Below are 16,817 nucleotides of genomic sequence, written 5' to 3'. Positions count from 1 at the left end.
GACCACCACGCCTGATGCCTGACATCGCAAACCCCGACTACTTCCTCCAGCTGGCCCGCACGCTCGACCGAATGACCGCGGACGTTCCGACTGCCGAGCAGCTTCAGCGCGGTGACGACATCAGCCCGGCCATCCGGACGATGGTCAGCGACGCCGGCTGCGTACTGATAGAGATCAGCGAGGAACTGGCGACCAGCTACCGGCACGAGATCCTCCACCGCTTGACCCACGGTCCCGCCGAACGCTTCGGTACCGCCGCACTCGCCCAATGTGCGGTACCCCTTGGAACCGCGCTCAGCCACCTCGGCCACGTCGTCGAGCGGCTCGGATTTATTCACGGACATGTTCTGCAGCCAGGAACCGGGGCAAGGATCCCCGTTCCGCTCGACTTCCGTCAGCCCCTCCAGGAGGACCTCGACCGTATCGCCTCTCTGTTGCGCACTGCCGCACAGCAGTTGCGCACCAACGCAGTCGAGCTCTCCCGGATCCGCGCCGCCCGGTCGAAGACCAGCGCTGCGCCTCTGACACCCATAGGTGCCCGACAAGGCCGCGTCGTGCGCTGAAGCATCGAGTTCTCCAATCTCGCGCGTACGTCAGGAATGCCGCCAAGGTTTCAGGATTCTCGACGAAGCACCCGATTCCCTTCCGCTGTGCGACCCCTGTCGACCTGCATGTTCCAGCTCTGCCAGCACACCGTCGCCCGTGGCGAACACACGGCAGTACAGGCTTGCGCGAACCGATGGCAGCCACTCGCCACGAGCCAACCAAAACGGAGCCTCCGTGTCGCACCCCGATCCCGAACAGCACGACGGCGGCGCTTCCCCCGCCACCCTCCACCGCCACGCCCGCCGGGACGCCGAGCCCTTCCTGGCCGCGCACCCGCTCTCGGACGAGCCGTTGCCGCTCCCCGACCTGACTCCCTACCTCACCGCACTCGCCGAGGCGCACACGCCCGCCGAGGTCAGCGCCGTCACCCGTCGGCTCGTCGACGCCACCACTCCCCTGCTCGACCACATCGCCGGCCACTTCGTCGCCGTAGCCCTCTGGGCCAGCCACGAGCACCGTCACACGCCACAGGCAGTGCGCCTCCTGCGCGACGCTGCCCACGGTGTCCGGTCGGCCCCGACGCAGGTCACCCACGCCGACCAGGAAAACCTTCGGGCCCACTACGCCCCGCCCGCGGTAGGCCCAGGCGAAGAACAGGCCGTCCGGCCAGCCGCAGCACGCCCCTCACCCTTGGGTCCTTCGGCGGCCTCCAGCCCTCCGCGCTCCCGCCGCTGAAACGGACCCGCTCCTCATCGCCCTGGGAGCACATGCTCACACCCCGCACGGATCTCTCCGCCTTCGCCAACGCCATGGCCGACCGGCTGCCCGGCCAGTGGATCAGCGAGTACGTCCAACACGATTCCTACGACGAGCAGTTCGTTACCGCCGAGAGTCTCTGGGACGTCGGCCACGTCGACTACATCGTCAGTCAGTACGTCCTCGGCCGCCACGCAGTCCTTCACCATCAAGACGGACGACAGCTCTACGTCACCGACCGGCCCTTGTACCGGCACCAGTTCGTCGTGGCGCCGCTCGAGCCCGCTGGGCCCGGCATCAAGCCGCACCACCTCGTCGGCGTCAAGGAACCCAACGGCATCGCCGTCCCCGACCAGTCGGCACGTGCAGCCGCCCAGGTCACCCTTCGCCTGCTGCCCCGCTACCAGCACGCCCTGGACACCGTGCTGCACAACGCGGCCGTCCAGCCCGAACCACCGCACCGCCCCGGACCACCGCAGGTGGCCGACGTCGTAACCCTGACCTGGTACGAGGACGGCGCACTCGGCACTCCGTACAAGAGCGTCCCCGAGGACGCCCGTAGGACGCTGTACGCCCTCGGGTTCCAGTACCACCCGCACCAGGCCGCGTTCCTGCTGCCCGCCGCACACGGCGACGACGGCCGCGCTCTCCGCCTGCGGGCCCTGGTACGCCACCTCGCCCAGAAGGGCATCGGCGTGAACCTCCGCCACACCACCACACCAACCACCACGCCGCCGCGCCTGCCCGTTCCCGCGCCGACCAGCACCGCTGACGCCGCGCGCCACCGGTAGACCGACGCCGAACCGGAGCCCAGACCACCCCCGCCGGCCCTTCCCCCTTTCCACAGCACGAGGAGCACCCATCCGCACTGCCCGCCGCACCCTGCCCCTGATCACCGCAGCCCTCTGCGTCGCCCTGGCCGCGACCGCCTGCACCAACGACGACAGCAACGACTCGGCCAAGAAGGCACCCAGCGCCACCGCTGCGCCGACGCCAGCCCCCGGACTCACCCCGGCGCAGGCACGCGAGGCCATCGCCCACTACTCGACGACCAACAACCTCGCGCGCATCAAGCAGGACCGCGCGCTCCTCGACACCGTCGAGGGCGGCCCCCGGTACGCGATGTCGCTGGCCGACCTCAAGCAGGACGAGGCCCTGCCGCAGGCGGACCGCGAGCCGTACCGGCCGTGGTCGTACGACCTGTCGGCGACTGACATGTACATCCCCCGCCTGCAGAAGGGACAGCAGCGGTGGTTCGCCGCCGTCACCCGGGGCGGCAGCCAGCAGCAGTACGCCCGCGTCCTGATCCTGGCCGAGAACACGAAGTCGAAGCAGTGGGAGATGGTGGCCACCGTCGACATCAACGATCCCAAGCAGCTCCCGCAGATCGTGCTCGACAAGGACGGGTACGCCACCGCGGTCGACGCCTCCTCGAAGTCTCTGGCCGCACCGGTCGGCGTGCTCCGCTCAGCCGTGACCGACAACTTCGCCACCGGAGGCGAGCTGGCCGGGAAGAAGGTCTTCACCCCGACCGCAGCCTCCCAGCGGCAGATCAAGGTCCACGACGAGACCACCCGGAAGTTCGGCCCGCGCGGCACCACACGCTTCACTGCCGCCGACCCGCAGTTCACCGACGCCTACGCGCTGAAGACCACCACGGGCATGCTCGTCGTCTTCTCCCACACGCACACCCAGCACGACGCCGTCGCCGCCCCGGGCCTGCGGATCATTCCGGAGAAGGAGGACCGCGCCTGGCTCGGCACCACCCCGAGCCCCGCCTTCACGTACACGTTCACCTGCTCGGACATCGCCGCAGTCCCGACCGTGCCCGAGGCGTCCAGCCTCCTCGGCTACGGCTGCCGCCGCACGGATGCCGAGGCCGCCGGCCAGAGCACCTCCGTCTAGAAGGACCCGTGCACCAGCACCCCGACTTCGAGTGGTACGACAACGTGGGCCGCGACGCCGACCAGATCGCCGCCGCCTGCTACGGCATCGCCACCCGCGGTGATCTGCTCCGGTGGGCGAGGCGGGACGCCCAGCCGTTCCTGGCCGACCACCCGCTGCCGGCCGAGCCCCTGCCGAGCCCTGACCTCGCTCCGTATCTGACCGCGCTCGCCGCCGCAGAGACCCATGCCGAGGTCAGCGCCGTCACCCAGCGTCTTCTTGACGCCGCCGAACCCGTCCTGCGTGCCGTGAGCGACTACCTCTTCGCCGCGGCCCAGTGGCGCGGCCAGCACCGCGGCGCGGCGAAGGGCTCGCCGCCCAAGCTACTGATGGAAGCGGCCAGCCGCAGCCTGTCCGTGGCGGCCATTGCCGACGAGGCCGATCTGACCACCCTGCGCGCCGTGTACGACTCCGCGCCTCCCTCGAACTTCCCGTCGCCGGGTCAGTCCCGGGCATCGTCCGGGCTCCCCCCGGCACCGCCGCCCGCCCCACCCGCCAGCCCAACGCCCGGCAGGTAATTCCCGAAACTCGCCCGCCCGCGACTCGTCCGACCCCGCTCTCTGGAGTTCTCCCTGCCCACACCACTGATTACGGTCGTCATCGCCACCCGCCTGCGCGAGGACCGTCTCGACTACCTGACCGCCATGCACGCCAGCCTCACCCGGCAGTCCGTGCCCTGGGAGGCAGTGATCGCCCTCGACGGCGCCGACCCGAACCGTATGCCCGCCCCTCTCGCGGCCGACCCGCGCATCCGCACCCTCGCGCTTCCCCGCCCGGTCGGCGCCGCCTGCGCCCGGAATCTCGGCCTCACCCACGTCCGCACCCCCTACGTGAACTGGGCCGATGATGACGACGAGTTCACCGACGATGCGATGGCAGTACGGCTGAGCGTCCTCGAGTCGACCGAGGTGGGCTGGTGCGCCGGCTGGAGTGAGGACCTGCACCCTGACGGCTCGACCCATCTGTGGCGCTGCCCGACGCCCCCCGGCCGTCACGAGGGCGGCGACGTCATGAACTACTGGGCACGGCCGCAGGACACGATCCCGATCGGACCGACCACGATCCTCGCCCGCACCGACCTCGTACGCGCAGCCCCGATGGGCGGCCTCGTCCAGGGCGAGGACTACATGGCCGCGGTCGGCATTACGACTCTGGCCCCGGGGATCCTGCTGAGCCTGCCGGTGTACCGGTACCGCAAGCACCCGGGGCAGATGACGCAGCAGACGTCGTACGACCAGTTGGAAGCAGCGGCCCGCGAGCACGCGCACAGCTACGGCCTCAGCCTGCGCTCTGCACTCCACGCGCGAGGTCCAGGATCCGCGGGTTCGTGAGCAATTCCGCGCGGCCACAAGCATCGGCAACAGTCACTAACGCGAGTCTGTGGAATCTTGAGGTCGATCGGAACGGGCTGCGGCTTTGCTTCGTTCGGGACCAGGCCATTGTGGTACGGAACGCGGGCACAGCCCTTCGAAGACGTACGGTTCCACGGCGCCTCAGGTCCAACCCAGTGCAGACACACTGAGTGCCAGCTCCGGCTGCAGCCTCGTCAGATGGCTTATTGTGACCCAGTGGCGACTACTGGTGAGAGCGATGGCCCACTCGGTGCACTGTCGGGCTTCCGGGCCGCCGAACTGCCCAAGAAAGTGCCGAGACAGGTCTTCGTTGCCTACTCCTACCGCCTCTACCCACAGGCAGATTACCGCAAGGTATATCGATCCCTCGCGAAGGCATTCGACATCAGGTTCATCTTCGCCGACGAGAAGATCACAACCCTCCACATCCTCGAGAAGATCCAGCGTTACATTGTCGAAAGCCAGTTCGGCATCTACGACATCAGCGGCTGGAATCCGAATGTCACGCTTGAACTCGGGCTTGCTCTCGGGCTTAGTGAACGCGCATACATTGCCATCGACCCTGCCCGCACATCGATCGACGACGTCCCTTCAGATCTGCGCGGCATTGATCGGATCCAATATGCCTCCTATACGGAACTAGAGGACAAGCTCAGCATCTTGCTCGCTCAAGAACTGCCGGTGTCGAAGACACACGACGCCGAGAATCAACTGATTGAGCTGAGACACCAGGTCTTGTCGCAGGTGGCGCACCATGATGCCGGGCTGAGGATCGGGGACATCGCGACTGCGCTGGGCGTGAGCACTGACCTAGCTCGCCTTGTCGTTCGACCGCTCGTTGGCAATGGTCTGCGCACAGAGGGTCAGCGCCGGGGGATGCGCTACTTCCTAGATCCCACAGCACTTGATGCAGGGGAGCATTCGTGAACGACCCTTCGGCCAGCTACCGCACGCACACGAGTTTCGGGGCCCCAAGACGGTCGACCGGGATTGCATGAGGGAGACCATGACTGACGCAGATCAACTGAGAACAGGAACTCTAGATCGTGCAGCGTGGGTTCCCTTCGCCGAGGGTCGCAGCTTGGAGGAAGCCTCTGCCCTGGCCGTCGACTGGGTAGAGGTGCAGTGTGCCAGACAATGCGTGTCCGGTGTGCTTCTAACCAGCAGTTTCGGTATCGAGACGTTCGTACCAGCACTAACCGACTTCACCCGACGCCATCGACAGACGACCCCACGGGCAGGGAACAGGAGCGAGTTCCGGGGCGTGCCAGTCCTGGCCTATTTCCCTAACCTCAAAATGATGGTTCAGGCAATTTCATCGGCTCGTGGTTCCTCTCTGGCCGTCGTCGAGGCTCCTGACTTCGCTCTCAGCGGCTGGGCTCGCGAAACGCGAGCAACAGATCTAACCGACCCGAATGCCGTTGTGGCGCCATTGAATCGGCGCCTAGTTGAGGGCATTGCACACCTGCACTCGTATGGCAACAACGCCTACACCACTGGCTTCGGTCGAGACCAGGCTCAACGTGTGCTCCGTGAGCTTCGGAGCGAAGGACACCTCGATCAGGACGCCATCCTCGGTGCTGTGCTTGCCCGCGGAATGTCAGAGCACGCAATCGAGCGCCTGAAGCAACTCATCACTGAGGTCAAAGGCAAGCCGAGATAGCTCGCGTAATCGGAACGGCTGAGCCTCGCCCAGGGGGGCCCTGTCGGTGCTCACCGAGCCCGGAGTCTGGAGTCCGCCAAACCGCCGCGTGGTTGGCAGTCGCGGACTGCTACACGAGAACCTCGCCCGTGGATGACGCGCCGATCGTCCTCGCCTACTCATGCCTCCCGCGCGCGCCACGGTGGCCGGCCTGATCCGCTGCTCCGAGCGGGACGGGAGCGACCTCTCCACCAGCCGCCGGCCCTTCATCGGCGACGCCACGCGCGACATCATCCGGCCTTTGCCCAGCCACTACAGCGACGCCACCCCGCTCGCTATCGCCGCCGTCGAGCAGCTCCTGGACAACGCCTGGCTCGAGTTCCACACGGTCCTGGACCACGCTCCCGCGCTCCTCGACCGGTGCCGGCCCTCCGCCACCCCATGGCCCGAGGACGCTGATGCTCTCGCGCGGCTGGCCAACACTCTCCGCGACGCCGAGAGCGTGCGCGAGGAGCTGGCCTGTGGCACTCCGCGCACCCGTCCAGACCGCATCGCGCGGACGTGGCCCGTCGTCGACACGTGGCTCGCCCACGGCGAAGCCCTCCTGCGTCAGGTTCGAGCGGCGCTCCCGCCCCAGCGCCCCGCCCGGGCCGTCTCAGTGCCAGCCCGCGCTCTCCCGCCGGGCTGGCCGCACCTCGCCGCTGACCTGCGGCACCGCCACCGTAAGGAGACCTCCTCTTTGGATCCTGGTACCCATTTCGCCTTCGGCACCCACGAGCAGCACGGCTTCGTCGCCGCCTTCAACTCCTCTCTTCCAGCGCACCTCGCCCACTGGTTCCTCGTGCGGGAGCAGTTCGAGCCCGTCCCCGACCAGCCAGGGCTGTACCGACTGACCGAGCCCGAGCGCGACGGCCCGCGCCGCACCCGGCAGGCCGTCCACGACCTGCGCCGCCACGGGTACACCGTGCACGCCGACGTCGCCCTGGACCCGGCGGCCTCGGCCAGCCCGCCGCGCCCGGCCCGACCCAACGGGCTGATGGAACGCCGTAGCCGAATCGCCCAGGCCGCCGCCTGCCGGTCACTGCAACGCAGCCCGGCACCGACCACCTCCCCACCAGCAGCGCGGTCGATCCCGCCGAAGCCCACCTACGCACCCACCGTCCACCTGACCGCTTCCGCCACAGGGCGGTCTCGATGACCCCCGACACCGGGCAGATCAGCATTACTCGCGGAAGGGGCGGCGAGGTCGAAGTCGACGGCTCCATCGACTCGTTTGCCGGGGACGTCCTGCGACGCGCCGGGTTCCTGTTCGAACCGTCCCTGAGCGGCCACTGGATCCGGCTCCCGTTCGACACGGGAGTCGGCTGGGAGAACGAACGCGCGACCTGGGCGGCCGAGATGCTCACCGCCGCCCGCTACCCCGTGCACCTTGCGCCCGAACTGCATCGCGACACCGCTGGAGCGATCGTCCCCGCCGGGCCGGCACGCCCGCCGGCCATGACCGCGCAGGCACCTCCCGGTCGCCGGACGGGCCGCTGACCCGCCCATCAGGAGGAACAGATCCCCGACACCCGTACGACCGCCGTCGCAGTCCTCGTCGCCCAGGCGCGTGGCTTCCGGTTGCGGATGGCGGTCATCGACCGCGAGACCCAGACCACGCTCGACACCGTCCGCGACCGCTACGGGCGGACCGTCCACCACGAGGCCGCAGCAGCAGCCCGCGCTCGCCGGAACCAAGCAGCCGTCGAGACCTACGCGACGTATCTCGCCCCGCACGGCGACGAGCTGCTGGACGCGGCCCGCCGCGCTCTCGACGAGCTGCCGCCCGCCCGGCACACCACCGCCTGGCGCGACCTGCTCGACTCCCTCGCCACCTCCCACGCCGAGGTCGTCCGCGTCCTCAGCCGTCCCGCCGCCCCCGGCTCTGCCGCCGAGCGCGAGCAGCACAGCACGGTGTGGCCGCATCTCGCCGTCTGGGCGGATTACGGCTCCATCGCCGCAAACCTCGCCGACCAGCACCACCAGCCGAAGCCCGAGCTGACCGGCGAGGAACGGCGGATGTGGACGGAAAGGGCGCAGGTCGCCCAGCGACGAGGCGAGCTGGAGTTGATCGAGTCGTGGTACGCGGCCGACGGCCGGCGCATCACGCTCGCCTATCTGGTCGAGGACGACACCTCGACGACCGTGGTCGCCCTGGCCGGTGACCCGGACGGGCCGGGCTGGGAAGTGATCGGGCACTACGACCACGAGTACGCCGCCGGGCAAGCGCTGCCGCGAGCCGTCCCGCCCGGCGTGCTGCGGCCGGACGTCTCACGGTTCAACCGCCCGGAGCCCGCGCCCGAGCGGCCCCTGCAGGAGCTGCTCCGGGACGTCGTCGAGGGCCGCGCCGCCGGGGACGTCTCCGAGGCCCTGCTCAGCGCGACGCAACAGGGCTATGACGCCGGGCCGATGGTCCGCCTGCAGGAACTCCTGCACACGGCCGGTGTGTTCGCGAGCGCCCTGGAGACCGTGCAGGGCCGGCAGATCGCCGCCCGGCTCGACACCCTCGGCCGCCAGCTCGACTTCCTCACCCGCGAAGTCCGTTCCGCGGCCGAGGACCTCGAAGCCACCGTCGCCGTCCTGCCACCGCACCGCGCCCCGAAGCCGCCGCAGATCCGGCCGCGCCCCGCTCTGGACACCACACCCCCAGCTCCGCCGCCCCGCACCACGGCCCCCGTACGCCGCCCGTAGCGGCCCCGCCCGTTCCCTGACAGAAAGCACCCGTTGTCCCTGACCGCTTCGACGGACCCGGCACCGCGCATCACCTACGGCGCGGTGCTGGGCAGCCCGCACGTCGCCCGCCTCCTCGGCGGCACCCTCACCGGCCGCCTCCCCAACGCCATGGCACCTGTCGCCATCGTCCTGTGGACCCTCGCGGCCGGCGGCAGCATCGCCTTCGGCGGCCTGCTCTCCGCCCTGTACGGGCTCGCGTCCGCCCTGTCCCAGCCGGTCAAGGGACGCCTCATGGACCACTACGGCCAACCCTCCGTACATGTTCCAGCCGCCCTGCTCAACTCCGCACTCCTGCTCACCCTGCCGGTCGCAGGACCGTACGGAGGACCGACGCTCGCCACGACGATCGTCGTCGGCGCCGGGCTGACCTCGGTGCCGTTGGAGGCCGGGCTGCGGGCCTTGTGGCCGAGAGTGCTCCCCGACCCTCGGCTCCGTCACGCCGCCCTCGCTCTCGACACCGGCACCCAGGGCCTGCTGTACATCGTCGGCCCTCTGCTCGTCGCCGCCCTCGCCTCCGCGCACAGCCCCACCCTCGCGCTCGCCGTCACCGCCGCCCTCGGCCTCGCCGGCACTCTCGTCGTCGCGACCGCGCCGCCTTCCCGCCGCTGGCGACCCGCCCCGGCAACCACGGGCGACGGACCAACGCGGCAGCTAGCCAATCCCGAACTGGTCGCACTGTTCCTCTCCCTCACCGGCATCGGCTTCGCGATCGGCGCCCTGAACGTCTGGGCGGTCGCCATGGCCGAGCAGCACGGCCGGGACATGCTCTCCGGGCTGCTGCCCGCCGCGTTCTCGACCGGCAGCTTCCTCGGCGGCCTCGTCTACGGGCGCCGCACCTGGCCCGGTTCCACCGCGCGCCAACTCCTCATCGGCACAGTCGCGTTCCTGGCCGGATGGCTGCCGCTGCTCGCCCTGCCGGGCCCGTACGCGGCGACTACGGCGATCTTCCTGCCCGGCGCGTTCCTCACCGTCGTCGTCGCCTGCGCCTACCAGGCCACCGACGCTCTCACGCCCACGGGCCGCACCAGCGAGGCGTACGCGTGGCTGATCCTTTCGATCGGCGTCGGACAGGCCACCGGCACCGCGATTGCCGGACGCCTCGCCGACCACGCCCTCGCCAGCGCCGCGCTCCCCCCCGCCGGAGCCGCCTTCACCCTCGCCGTCCTGCTCCTGGCCCGCCGCGGCCGGCACCGCCGCTAACACGCCTGAGCAGGCACTCCAACTCCCGTCTTTTCACGTCTTCAAGGAGATTCATTTATGGCTGTTGTTGGTAAGTCCGGCTATCAGAAGTTGTGGAATGGTCCTCCATCCCATGAAGATCCACGGACTTCACTTGGCTCCCAGTCCGCGTAGAAGTCGGTTGGTGGCTCATCCAGCTTGACCTCCTCCGCAAGCCCCCCCAGCTCTTCAAGTTCCTCGTGCTCGACACGCAGATCGCAGGCTGGGCAGGTGAAGACGAACGGGGTGAACATGACCGCCCACTCATCCTCGTCCACGTGCGTGTCACCACTAAGCCAGCCCTGCGAGTCGCATGCCGGGCAGGTGGCGGGCTCGTCGTGTTCGATGTAGCCGGGAGGAGAGACTCGTGCAATCGTGCCGAGGACGAGCTCGCGTTCCTTCTGGGGCAAGTGGCCGTAACGTTCAGAGAAGACATCCTTGGCCCGAGCAAGTTTGCTCTCCAGCCGGACACGGACAGCTTCCACGTTCTCTTCGAGAAGCCGGTCGTGCAGGGACTCGTAACGGCCCCAGTAGGAAGTGTCGATCTTGAGCTCGACGAGCAAGGGGTCGATCAGCCGGAGACACGTGGTGAAGACGGCATTGACCTCTGACCGGTCGTACATGCCACTGTGTGCGACGCCGTTACGAGCATTGGCTAGCGGTCCAAGCGCCCGCTGATCGACCGGCATCCTTTTTCGCAAGATCTTCTGCGCTCGGACATGGGCTTCGGCCAAGCCGATGGTCTTGACCTGCTCCGCGGGAACCGAAGCGTGTGCCCCGTGACCCGTCGCGTGCAGCAAGGAGTTGAAGTCCTTGCCCTCCACTACGAGAGCCGGGTGGAGGCTGGCCAGGTATGACTTGAGGAGATGCTCGGCAGCGATCCCGGCGTGGTGGACCGCCAGGTCATGAGACGACGGGCCTTCGGCGAGCGCGGTGAAGGCCGCGATCATCCATTTGCGCGAAGAGAGCTTGAGCTGTTCAGAGTCCATGGCCAGGACACTAGGCGGCTGGAGCGGACACATTGTCGGAATTTCGGTGGCACTCAATAGTGCCACCGGCGATATGTCCGCTTCTGCCCCAGCGCCGAGCAGGTCGAGGTCGCAACGGCAGCCGTTCTCGCCGTCCGGACCGTGTTCGGGCAGGAGAACCGGGCCGCAGGATACCGGTAAGCCCGGCTATCGCAGGCTGCGGAATGCCATGGGCCAACAGTCATGATCACCATGGGACGGTGGCTCAGCCTCGGTGTCGATGGTGAGACCCGAGACTCATTCCGCCCTCTCGGGACCGAGGATGGTGGGCGCGAGCGCTGGACCTCTCTCCGCCTACGGGAGTGGCTCGTCTGTCGCGCCGGCCATGACGAGACCGGCACTGACGGCTTGCTGGTCGTTGATTCCGATGCGCTGGAGAAGGGCCCACTGGTCGAGCTGGGCGCACGCCCAGCTGGGGTCGTATGCCGCAGTGGGCAGTTGCGGAATGCGCTTGCGCCCCGTCTCGTCCAGTCGATACGGCTTCTCGAAGGCGCCCTTCCACGCCTGGAGACCAGGCGAGTATCGCTCTTCCGCCTCGTCCGCGCTGATCCCCAGGTAGGTCGCGATCTGGCCCCAGGAGGCGCCGCGTTCGACTTCATAGACGACAGCCGAAAGCAGGGCTTGTTCGGCCAGTTCAACCAGCTGTCGGGCCTGACTGGCGCGACCGGCGAGTCCGGTCTCGGCATCGTGGCGGGTGCCCACGAGCCCAGCGGCGCTGTCCGCCACGTCTCGCGCATGGTCGGAGAGGACGAGCCGGGCCAGTCCCTGTCGGGAGTAGGCGGCTCGGTCGTCGTCGTAGGGAGTCGGCTCGCTCATGAGGGACAGCGTTCCACGGACACGCGCTCTGGAAGTACCGGGTATTCCCGGCAAGTGCTTGCTGGCAGCTCACCGGCGGCTGACTTCTGCGGCGTAGTCGGCGCCGAAGCCCTGGCTTTCGCGGGTCCAGTTGTCTCCAGTGGACTGGTGGAAGCCGAGCAGTCGGCTGATGACGACGGCGGGCAGTTCCGAGGCGATGTCCATCAGCGACGCGTGGCGTGCGAGCTGCGGCGGGACGCCGATCGCCTTCAGGCGTCGGCCGAGGGTGTGCGGGTCGATCGGCTGTCCGGGGTAAATGCTCTGGAACAGCCACTTGGGTTCCTCGAGCGGGACTGTGGCCGCGCGGCCGTTCCGTCGTTCGACGAGCTGGCGGATCAGGTCGTCCAGGGGCGCGGGGATCTCGGCGGGGACGCGCCCGAGGTTCAGAGCGAGTGTCTCGCCGCGCTCGACGATGTGCTCGGTGGTGAGGCGGCTGATGCGGCCAACGGGCTGGGCGAACAGCAGCAGGAGCAGGCCGGCGGCCCGGTCGGCGACCTGAAGTTGCTCGTCGTGGACGAGGTGGCGGACCAGGGCCCAGCGTTGATCCTTGCCGATGGTGCGCGCGGCGAAGTAGGTGCTGATGACCGGTGCGGTCAGTGGTCGGCTGTGGCCGCGCCTGCTGGTCCAGAGCAAGAATCCGCGGACCGTGGCGCGGGTGGTGGGGCCGTCGCTGAGCCAGGCGTCCATCTGGTCCTGGGTGCAGGTGGCCAGGGTGGTGCCGCCGTCGTGGAGCCATTCCAGCAGGCGGGCCACGTTGCGGATCTCGATCCGGACTGTCTCGGCCCGGCCGTGGGTGACCAGCTGTCCGGCGGGCAGGCGGCGGAGTCTGCGCAGAGGCTGCCAGTTCGTGTAGTTGCGCAGGATCCTGCGCTCCTCGGCGGACGAGACGCGGGCGATGGTCTTGGCCAACCAGCGTTCCAGTCGGGCGAGTTGCTCGTCCCGGTCGGGCAGGGCTCCTGCGGCGACCAGCGCGGCCCGCAGATATTCGATAGTCGGCGCGGTGGCGAAGCGGTCGAGGACCTCGTGGGTGAGCGGCCCACGCTCGGTCGCCAGGGTCTGGAGGACGGCTCTGCGGGCGGGGACCTTGTGGATCCAGTGCAAGACGGTGCGGGGCGGCGGCTTCAGCAGGGCCTGGAAGACGGGTTCCAGTTCCGTGCGCATGAGGCCGCCTGGCGGGCTGAGCAGTTGGCGCAGGTCAGCGGCACGTGCGCAGGCAGCGCACCGTCCGTGCCGGTGGAGCCGTTCGGCGGACCCGCACTGGGTGCAGGGACGGTGGGCGGCGGGATGCTTGGCCCAGCAGGTCTGGCACAGGGGCTCGCCTTCGGGGGTCCGGCCGCTGGTGCGGAAGATCCCGCCGCAGCCGGCGCAGGGTTTGGGCTTGTTGCCGCAGTTGCTGCACAGCGGCTCGCCGGTGGCGGTGCGGTTGTTGACGCGCCGGTGCTTGCCGCAGGCGGCGCACACGGCCTCCGCACGTTCCTTGGCGCTGCAGGGCAGGCACTTGGGGGCGTCGGTGGCGGCGAAGTAGCAGGGTCCGCGTTCACCGCAGGTCGCGCAGAGGGCGGTGGGGATCTCTCGGCAGGCGGCGCAGATTCCGCCGTCGTCGGTGCGCGAATTCCTCAGGCGCATCTCGCCGCAGACGCTGCACGGTCTGTGGTTGAAGGGGTCGTGCTGGCGGCAGGTGCCGCACAGGGGCTGGCCGTCGAACCTGCGGCCGCCGATCGGTCGCGCGCGACCACAGGCCGCGCAGGTGGCGATCTTGGTGTCGCTCCAGCACGGCCCGCAGCAGCGCAGTCCGTCACGACGCTGTTTGAGGTCGGTGGTGCGCTGGCAGAACGGACACAAGGGGACGACTACGCCGCGGGCGCCGCGGTCGATCAGTGCCTGGGCCAGGGCGGAGATCTTGGGCGGGCCTTCAGCGCCGCGTCCGGTCAGCAGGTCGGGGGTGCCTTCCAGCGCCCACAGCAGCCGGAGCTGGCCAGGGCGGGTGGGTTCGATCGAGCGGATGGCCTGCTGTGCGGTCGCGGGCGAGACGCCGAAGGGGCGCGCTGCGATCAGCTTGGCCAGTTCCTCGGCCGGGTCTGTGGCGCCCCAGGGCGGATGGGCCCGGCAGCGGGGCCGCCCGGCGCGGTCGCGTCCGGCGAGGGTGGTGCTTCCGCAGATCACACAGGGGTTGGCGCGCGCAACGCGGCGGTTGCTGCAGGCGCCGCAGATGCGTGCACCGTCTCCGAGACCGGTCAGCGGACGCTCGCGCCCGCAGTCGCCGCAGCGGGGCAGCACCAGTTGTTCGGCGCCGGCCTCGCGCAGCGCCCGGACGAGCCGTTCGATCGCGCGTGGTCCGTCGGGACGACCGGACGTCAGCAGGTCTCCCCTGGCCTGGAGGACCTCGGCGAGCGTCCGCAGCTGGGGTCGCTGGCGGAAGACTGTCTGGAGCACGGCGACGACGTCGATCCGCTCGCACGCGGGGTCGGCCGCCCGGACGATCTCGCTGATCACGGCCTCGGGCTCCGTAGCGGAGCGCGGCAGCTCAGGGTCGGGCATGATCGGCGCCTACTCGGGCACGATCCGGGCCCTCTTGGGCCGCAAGTCGCCGAGCCCGGTGTCCTTCCCGGGCGCCAGTCCGCCGCCGGCTGCGGCGCTGTGACGGCGCCGCGAACCGGCCGCCGCGACGGGCTCGATGAGCTCGTCCATGGTGCAGCCCAGGATGTCGAGCAACGCCATGAGGGTCTTCAGGCTCAGCCGCTCGGGCCGTTCCACCACCAAGCGGTAGGTCTGGCTGGGCGACAGGTCGATGCCGCGTTCGGCCAACAGGGGGCGCAGGTCGGTGGTGGAGAACATGCCGCGGGTGGCCATCACCTCCCGCAGGTGCCAGCGGTAGTCCAGCTTCGGCGTCACGTCGTCTCCCTACTGTCCGCCCTGGAGAGCGCGGTCCAAGACCTTGCGCATCATCGTGTTCATGAAGTCCCCGCTCACACCGGTATAGAGCGCGGTCGTGGAGGCGTAGCGGTGGCCGACCTGCCGCTGGACGAAGGCCGGGTCCGCGCCGTCCTCGATCTGGTGGGTCACGTGGCTGTGCCGAAGGCAGTGCGGGACCAGGGCCTTGTCCAGACCCAACGCGTCACGGTAAGCCGCGAAACGATCCTCGATCTCGCGGGCCTGAAGGTGCCCGCCTCGCTCCGTCAGCCACAGCGCCGACTGTTCGGGGGCCGCCGCGTAGCGGGGCCGGGCGTTGATCACGTAATCCTCGACCGCTTCCACCGCCCAGGGCATCACGCTGAGCGTCGTGCGCCGACGCGGCGGCGACCCCTTGGTCCGCTTGCCGTAACGCACGTGCAGCGAACCGAAGTTGCCCAGCTCCGGCGCCTTGGGGTTGCGGTAGAAGTCGGTGACGTCCAGCCGGGAGGTCTCGGTGCACCGCGTACCCCAGCCGTACATCAACTTGAACACGGTGGCGTCCCGGTAGGCCGCGAGCGCTCCCTTGCGCCCCAGCCGGATGGCCCGGCCGACCTGCTCGTCCGCGTGGTCGAGGAAGATCTGGATCTCCTGCCGCGTCATCGGCCGCCGCTGGGCGCCGCCTTCGTAGTCGACCAGGTGCGCGACGGTGTTCCACTCGTGGCAGATCTGCACCGGGTGGGCCCCGAAGCGAGTCTCGCACTCGGCCGGCCACTGGTAGTGCGGCGAGGCGACGTAGTCGCAGAACATCCGGATCGCGCCCTGGTACCCGCGGATCGTCGACTCCGCCCGCTTCAACTCGGCGATCAGGTAGGTCATCCACTCGTCCAGATCGGACGCCGACCACTGCCACGGATAGGCGTTGCTGTACGCGGCGAAGCGCCGCACCGCGCTCTGCCGGTCGCTGATCGTGTCCGGCTGCAGTCGGCGCCCGCCGCGCTGCTGCCGCCCCCAGCCTTCGAGCATCGCCTCGAAGACCGCGTCCTCGGGATGCAGCAGAGACACGCCCTGGAGCAGCACGAGCGGGGCTGAAGCCTCCCGCAGTTCCGCTCCGGGCATCCGTTCACCTCCTCCATTAGCCGCGCGAATCATGCATCAGATGCACTCGAGCGCGCAACACCCCAGGCCACTGGCCTCAACTTCGAAGAGAGGTACTCGGCATGAAGCCGCAGAACACCAGCTCAACCAACTCCAGATCACGCATCCAACGCAATTCCCCGGGGTCACGTACGAAGTGGACCGTCAAGCACGCGTGCGGTGACGAGGTCGTCCATGACCTGTCCGGCCGCCCTGCCGACCGCCGAGCCGGCTTCGCCCGCTGGCTTGCGGCCAGGGACTGCACCGACTGCTGGAAGGCGGCGCGCGACGCCGACACGGAGTCCAAGGAGGAGTGGCTCGCCGCGAAGCGTGCCGAGGAGCAGCAGGCCGCCGCCGAGTGGGCCGAGAAGTTCGACATGCCGCCGCTGGAGGGACCGGAGCGGGCCCTGGACTGGGCCACGCGCTCCCGCCACCAGCTGATGGCAGCGGCGCACACCGCTCTCGTCGTCGAGGGCACCTGGGACGAGGCGGACTGGGCGGAACTGGAGGAGAAGGCACGAGCCGTCACCCGGGCCGGGTGGTGGATCGATCAGAGGGACGCGGAAGGCTCTGACCTGCTCGAACTCCTCGACGCAGCCGGCGAGGCGGACCGCGGGACGGAGAACCCGTTCCGCTGACGCGGCCGGAACATAGCCGACGATCGCCGGTTAGCCAAAC

Annotated in this window: 18 protein-coding genes; 13 read left to right on the top strand and 5 right to left on the bottom strand. The window is 69.3% G+C overall.

Annotated features, from left to right (window positions below):
• Positions 1-14 precede the first annotated feature (14 nt).
• From ACFV9D_RS05850 to ACFV9D_RS05795, 12 genes are all read left to right on the top strand, one after another.
• A complete protein-coding gene (locus ACFV9D_RS05850; RefSeq protein ID WP_385141444.1) occupies positions 15-563 on the top strand; it encodes a hypothetical protein in 549 nt (182 codons plus the stop codon).
• 217 nt (positions 564-780) lie between these two features.
• Complete coding sequence (locus ACFV9D_RS05845; RefSeq protein ID WP_385141441.1) at positions 781-1,281, top strand: hypothetical protein; 501 nt, start codon at positions 781-783, stop codon at positions 1,279-1,281.
• 32 nt (positions 1,282-1,313) lie between these two features.
• Entirely contained in the window at positions 1,314-2,093 is a 780-nt protein-coding gene (locus tag ACFV9D_RS05840) for a hypothetical protein (protein WP_385141438.1), read from the top strand.
• 331 nt (positions 2,094-2,424) lie between these two features.
• On the top strand, positions 2,425-3,207 hold the full coding sequence (locus ACFV9D_RS05835; RefSeq protein ID WP_385141436.1) for a hypothetical protein: 783 nt from the start codon (positions 2,425-2,427) through the stop codon (positions 3,205-3,207).
• Positions 3,208-3,215: 8 nt separating this feature from the next.
• The gene (locus tag ACFV9D_RS05830; protein WP_385141433.1) at positions 3,216-3,764 is read left to right on the top strand and encodes a hypothetical protein; all 549 of its coding nucleotides are present in this window, start codon (positions 3,216-3,218) and stop codon (positions 3,762-3,764) included.
• Positions 3,765-3,830: 66 nt separating this feature from the next.
• On the top strand, positions 3,831-4,577 hold the full coding sequence (locus ACFV9D_RS05825) for a glycosyltransferase family 2 protein (RefSeq protein ID WP_385141554.1): 747 nt from the start codon (positions 3,831-3,833) through the stop codon (positions 4,575-4,577).
• A 237-nt stretch (positions 4,578-4,814) separates the two neighbouring features.
• A complete protein-coding gene (locus ACFV9D_RS05820) occupies positions 4,815-5,525 on the top strand; it encodes a hypothetical protein (protein WP_385141430.1) in 711 nt (236 codons plus the stop codon).
• Between the two features lie 79 nt (positions 5,526-5,604).
• A complete protein-coding gene (locus ACFV9D_RS05815) occupies positions 5,605-6,261 on the top strand; it encodes a hypothetical protein (RefSeq protein ID WP_385141428.1) in 657 nt (218 codons plus the stop codon).
• A 718-nt stretch (positions 6,262-6,979) separates the two neighbouring features.
• The gene (locus ACFV9D_RS05810; protein ID WP_385141551.1) at positions 6,980-7,438 is read left to right on the top strand and encodes a hypothetical protein; all 459 of its coding nucleotides are present in this window, start codon (positions 6,980-6,982) and stop codon (positions 7,436-7,438) included.
• Positions 7,435-7,779 carry a hypothetical protein gene (locus ACFV9D_RS05805; protein WP_385141426.1) on the top strand — a complete coding sequence of 115 codons (345 nt, stop codon included), beginning with the start codon at positions 7,435-7,437 and terminating at the stop codon, positions 7,777-7,779. The genes ACFV9D_RS05810 and ACFV9D_RS05805 overlap by 4 nt, the downstream gene beginning before the upstream one ends.
• Positions 7,780-7,866: 87 nt before the next feature.
• Entirely contained in the window at positions 7,867-8,970 is a 1,104-nt protein-coding gene (locus tag ACFV9D_RS05800; RefSeq protein ID WP_385141424.1) for a hypothetical protein, read from the top strand.
• A 33-nt stretch (positions 8,971-9,003) separates the two neighbouring features.
• Positions 9,004-10,212 (top strand): MFS transporter, encoded by a 1,209-nt coding sequence (locus ACFV9D_RS05795; RefSeq protein WP_385141421.1) that lies wholly within the window; start codon positions 9,004-9,006, stop codon positions 10,210-10,212.
• A gap of 83 nt (positions 10,213-10,295) precedes the next feature.
• On the opposite strand, the gene ACFV9D_RS05790 is transcribed toward ACFV9D_RS05795, so the two are convergent.
• The 5 genes from ACFV9D_RS05790 to ACFV9D_RS05770 all read right to left on the bottom strand — a co-directional run bounded on the left by ACFV9D_RS05790 (position 10,296) and on the right by ACFV9D_RS05770 (position 16,121).
• A complete protein-coding gene (locus ACFV9D_RS05790) occupies positions 10,296-11,219 on the bottom strand; it encodes a hypothetical protein (RefSeq protein WP_385141418.1) in 924 nt (307 codons plus the stop codon).
• Positions 11,220-11,552: 333 nt separating this feature from the next.
• Positions 11,553-12,074 (bottom strand): hypothetical protein, encoded by a 522-nt coding sequence (locus ACFV9D_RS05785; protein ID WP_184930780.1) that lies wholly within the window; start codon positions 12,072-12,074, stop codon positions 11,553-11,555.
• Positions 12,075-12,143: 69 nt separating this feature from the next.
• Complete coding sequence (locus ACFV9D_RS05780; protein ID WP_385141415.1) at positions 12,144-14,651, bottom strand: hypothetical protein; 2,508 nt, start codon at positions 14,649-14,651, stop codon at positions 12,144-12,146.
• A gap of 9 nt (positions 14,652-14,660) precedes the next feature.
• Positions 14,661-15,005 (bottom strand): helix-turn-helix transcriptional regulator, encoded by a 345-nt coding sequence (locus ACFV9D_RS05775; protein WP_184930782.1) that lies wholly within the window; start codon positions 15,003-15,005, stop codon positions 14,661-14,663.
• A gap of 9 nt (positions 15,006-15,014) precedes the next feature.
• The gene (locus ACFV9D_RS05770) at positions 15,015-16,121 is read right to left on the bottom strand and encodes a tyrosine-type recombinase/integrase (protein ID WP_385141411.1); all 1,107 of its coding nucleotides are present in this window, start codon (positions 16,119-16,121) and stop codon (positions 15,015-15,017) included.
• Positions 16,122-16,222: 101 nt separating this feature from the next.
• On the opposite strand from ACFV9D_RS05770, the gene ACFV9D_RS05765 reads away from it, so the two are divergent.
• On the top strand, positions 16,223-16,777 hold the full coding sequence (locus ACFV9D_RS05765; RefSeq protein ID WP_385141409.1) for a hypothetical protein: 555 nt from the start codon (positions 16,223-16,225) through the stop codon (positions 16,775-16,777).
• Positions 16,778-16,817 lie beyond the last annotated feature (40 nt).

The sequence above is a fragment of the Streptomyces sp. NPDC059875 genome, assembly GCF_042731085.1.
GTDB lineage: Bacteria > Actinomycetota > Actinomycetes > Streptomycetales > Streptomycetaceae > Streptomyces.
Note: the sequence above shows the minus strand (reverse complement) of the source record. Positions and strands in the feature narration are given on the sequence as shown.

Bases quoted from the DNA above. Each gene is read 5' to 3' on its own strand.
- ACFV9D_RS05850 (WP_385141444.1), top strand. From the start codon at position 15: ATGCCTGACATCGCAAACCCCGACTACTTCCTCCAGCTGGCCCGCACG.
- ACFV9D_RS05785 (WP_184930780.1), bottom strand. From the start codon at position 12,074: ATGAGCGAGCCGACTCCCTACGACGACGACCGAGCCGCCTACTCCCGA.
- ACFV9D_RS05815 (WP_385141428.1), top strand. From the start codon at position 5,605: ATGACTGACGCAGATCAACTGAGAACAGGAACTCTAGATCGTGCAGCG.
- ACFV9D_RS05765 (WP_385141409.1), top strand. From the start codon at position 16,223: ATGAAGCCGCAGAACACCAGCTCAACCAACTCCAGATCACGCATCCAA.
- ACFV9D_RS05840 (WP_385141438.1), top strand. From the start codon at position 1,314: ATGCTCACACCCCGCACGGATCTCTCCGCCTTCGCCAACGCCATGGCC.
- ACFV9D_RS05790 (WP_385141418.1), bottom strand. From the start codon at position 11,219: ATGGACTCTGAACAGCTCAAGCTCTCTTCGCGCAAATGGATGATCGCG.
- ACFV9D_RS05800 (WP_385141424.1), top strand. From the start codon at position 7,867: ATGGCGGTCATCGACCGCGAGACCCAGACCACGCTCGACACCGTCCGC.
- ACFV9D_RS05780 (WP_385141415.1), bottom strand. From the start codon at position 14,651: ATGCCCGACCCTGAGCTGCCGCGCTCCGCTACGGAGCCCGAGGCCGTG.
- ACFV9D_RS05805 (WP_385141426.1), top strand. From the start codon at position 7,435: ATGACCCCCGACACCGGGCAGATCAGCATTACTCGCGGAAGGGGCGGC.
- ACFV9D_RS05770 (WP_385141411.1), bottom strand. From the start codon at position 16,121: ATGCCCGGAGCGGAACTGCGGGAGGCTTCAGCCCCGCTCGTGCTGCTC.
- ACFV9D_RS05835 (WP_385141436.1), top strand. From the start codon at position 2,425: ATGTCGCTGGCCGACCTCAAGCAGGACGAGGCCCTGCCGCAGGCGGAC.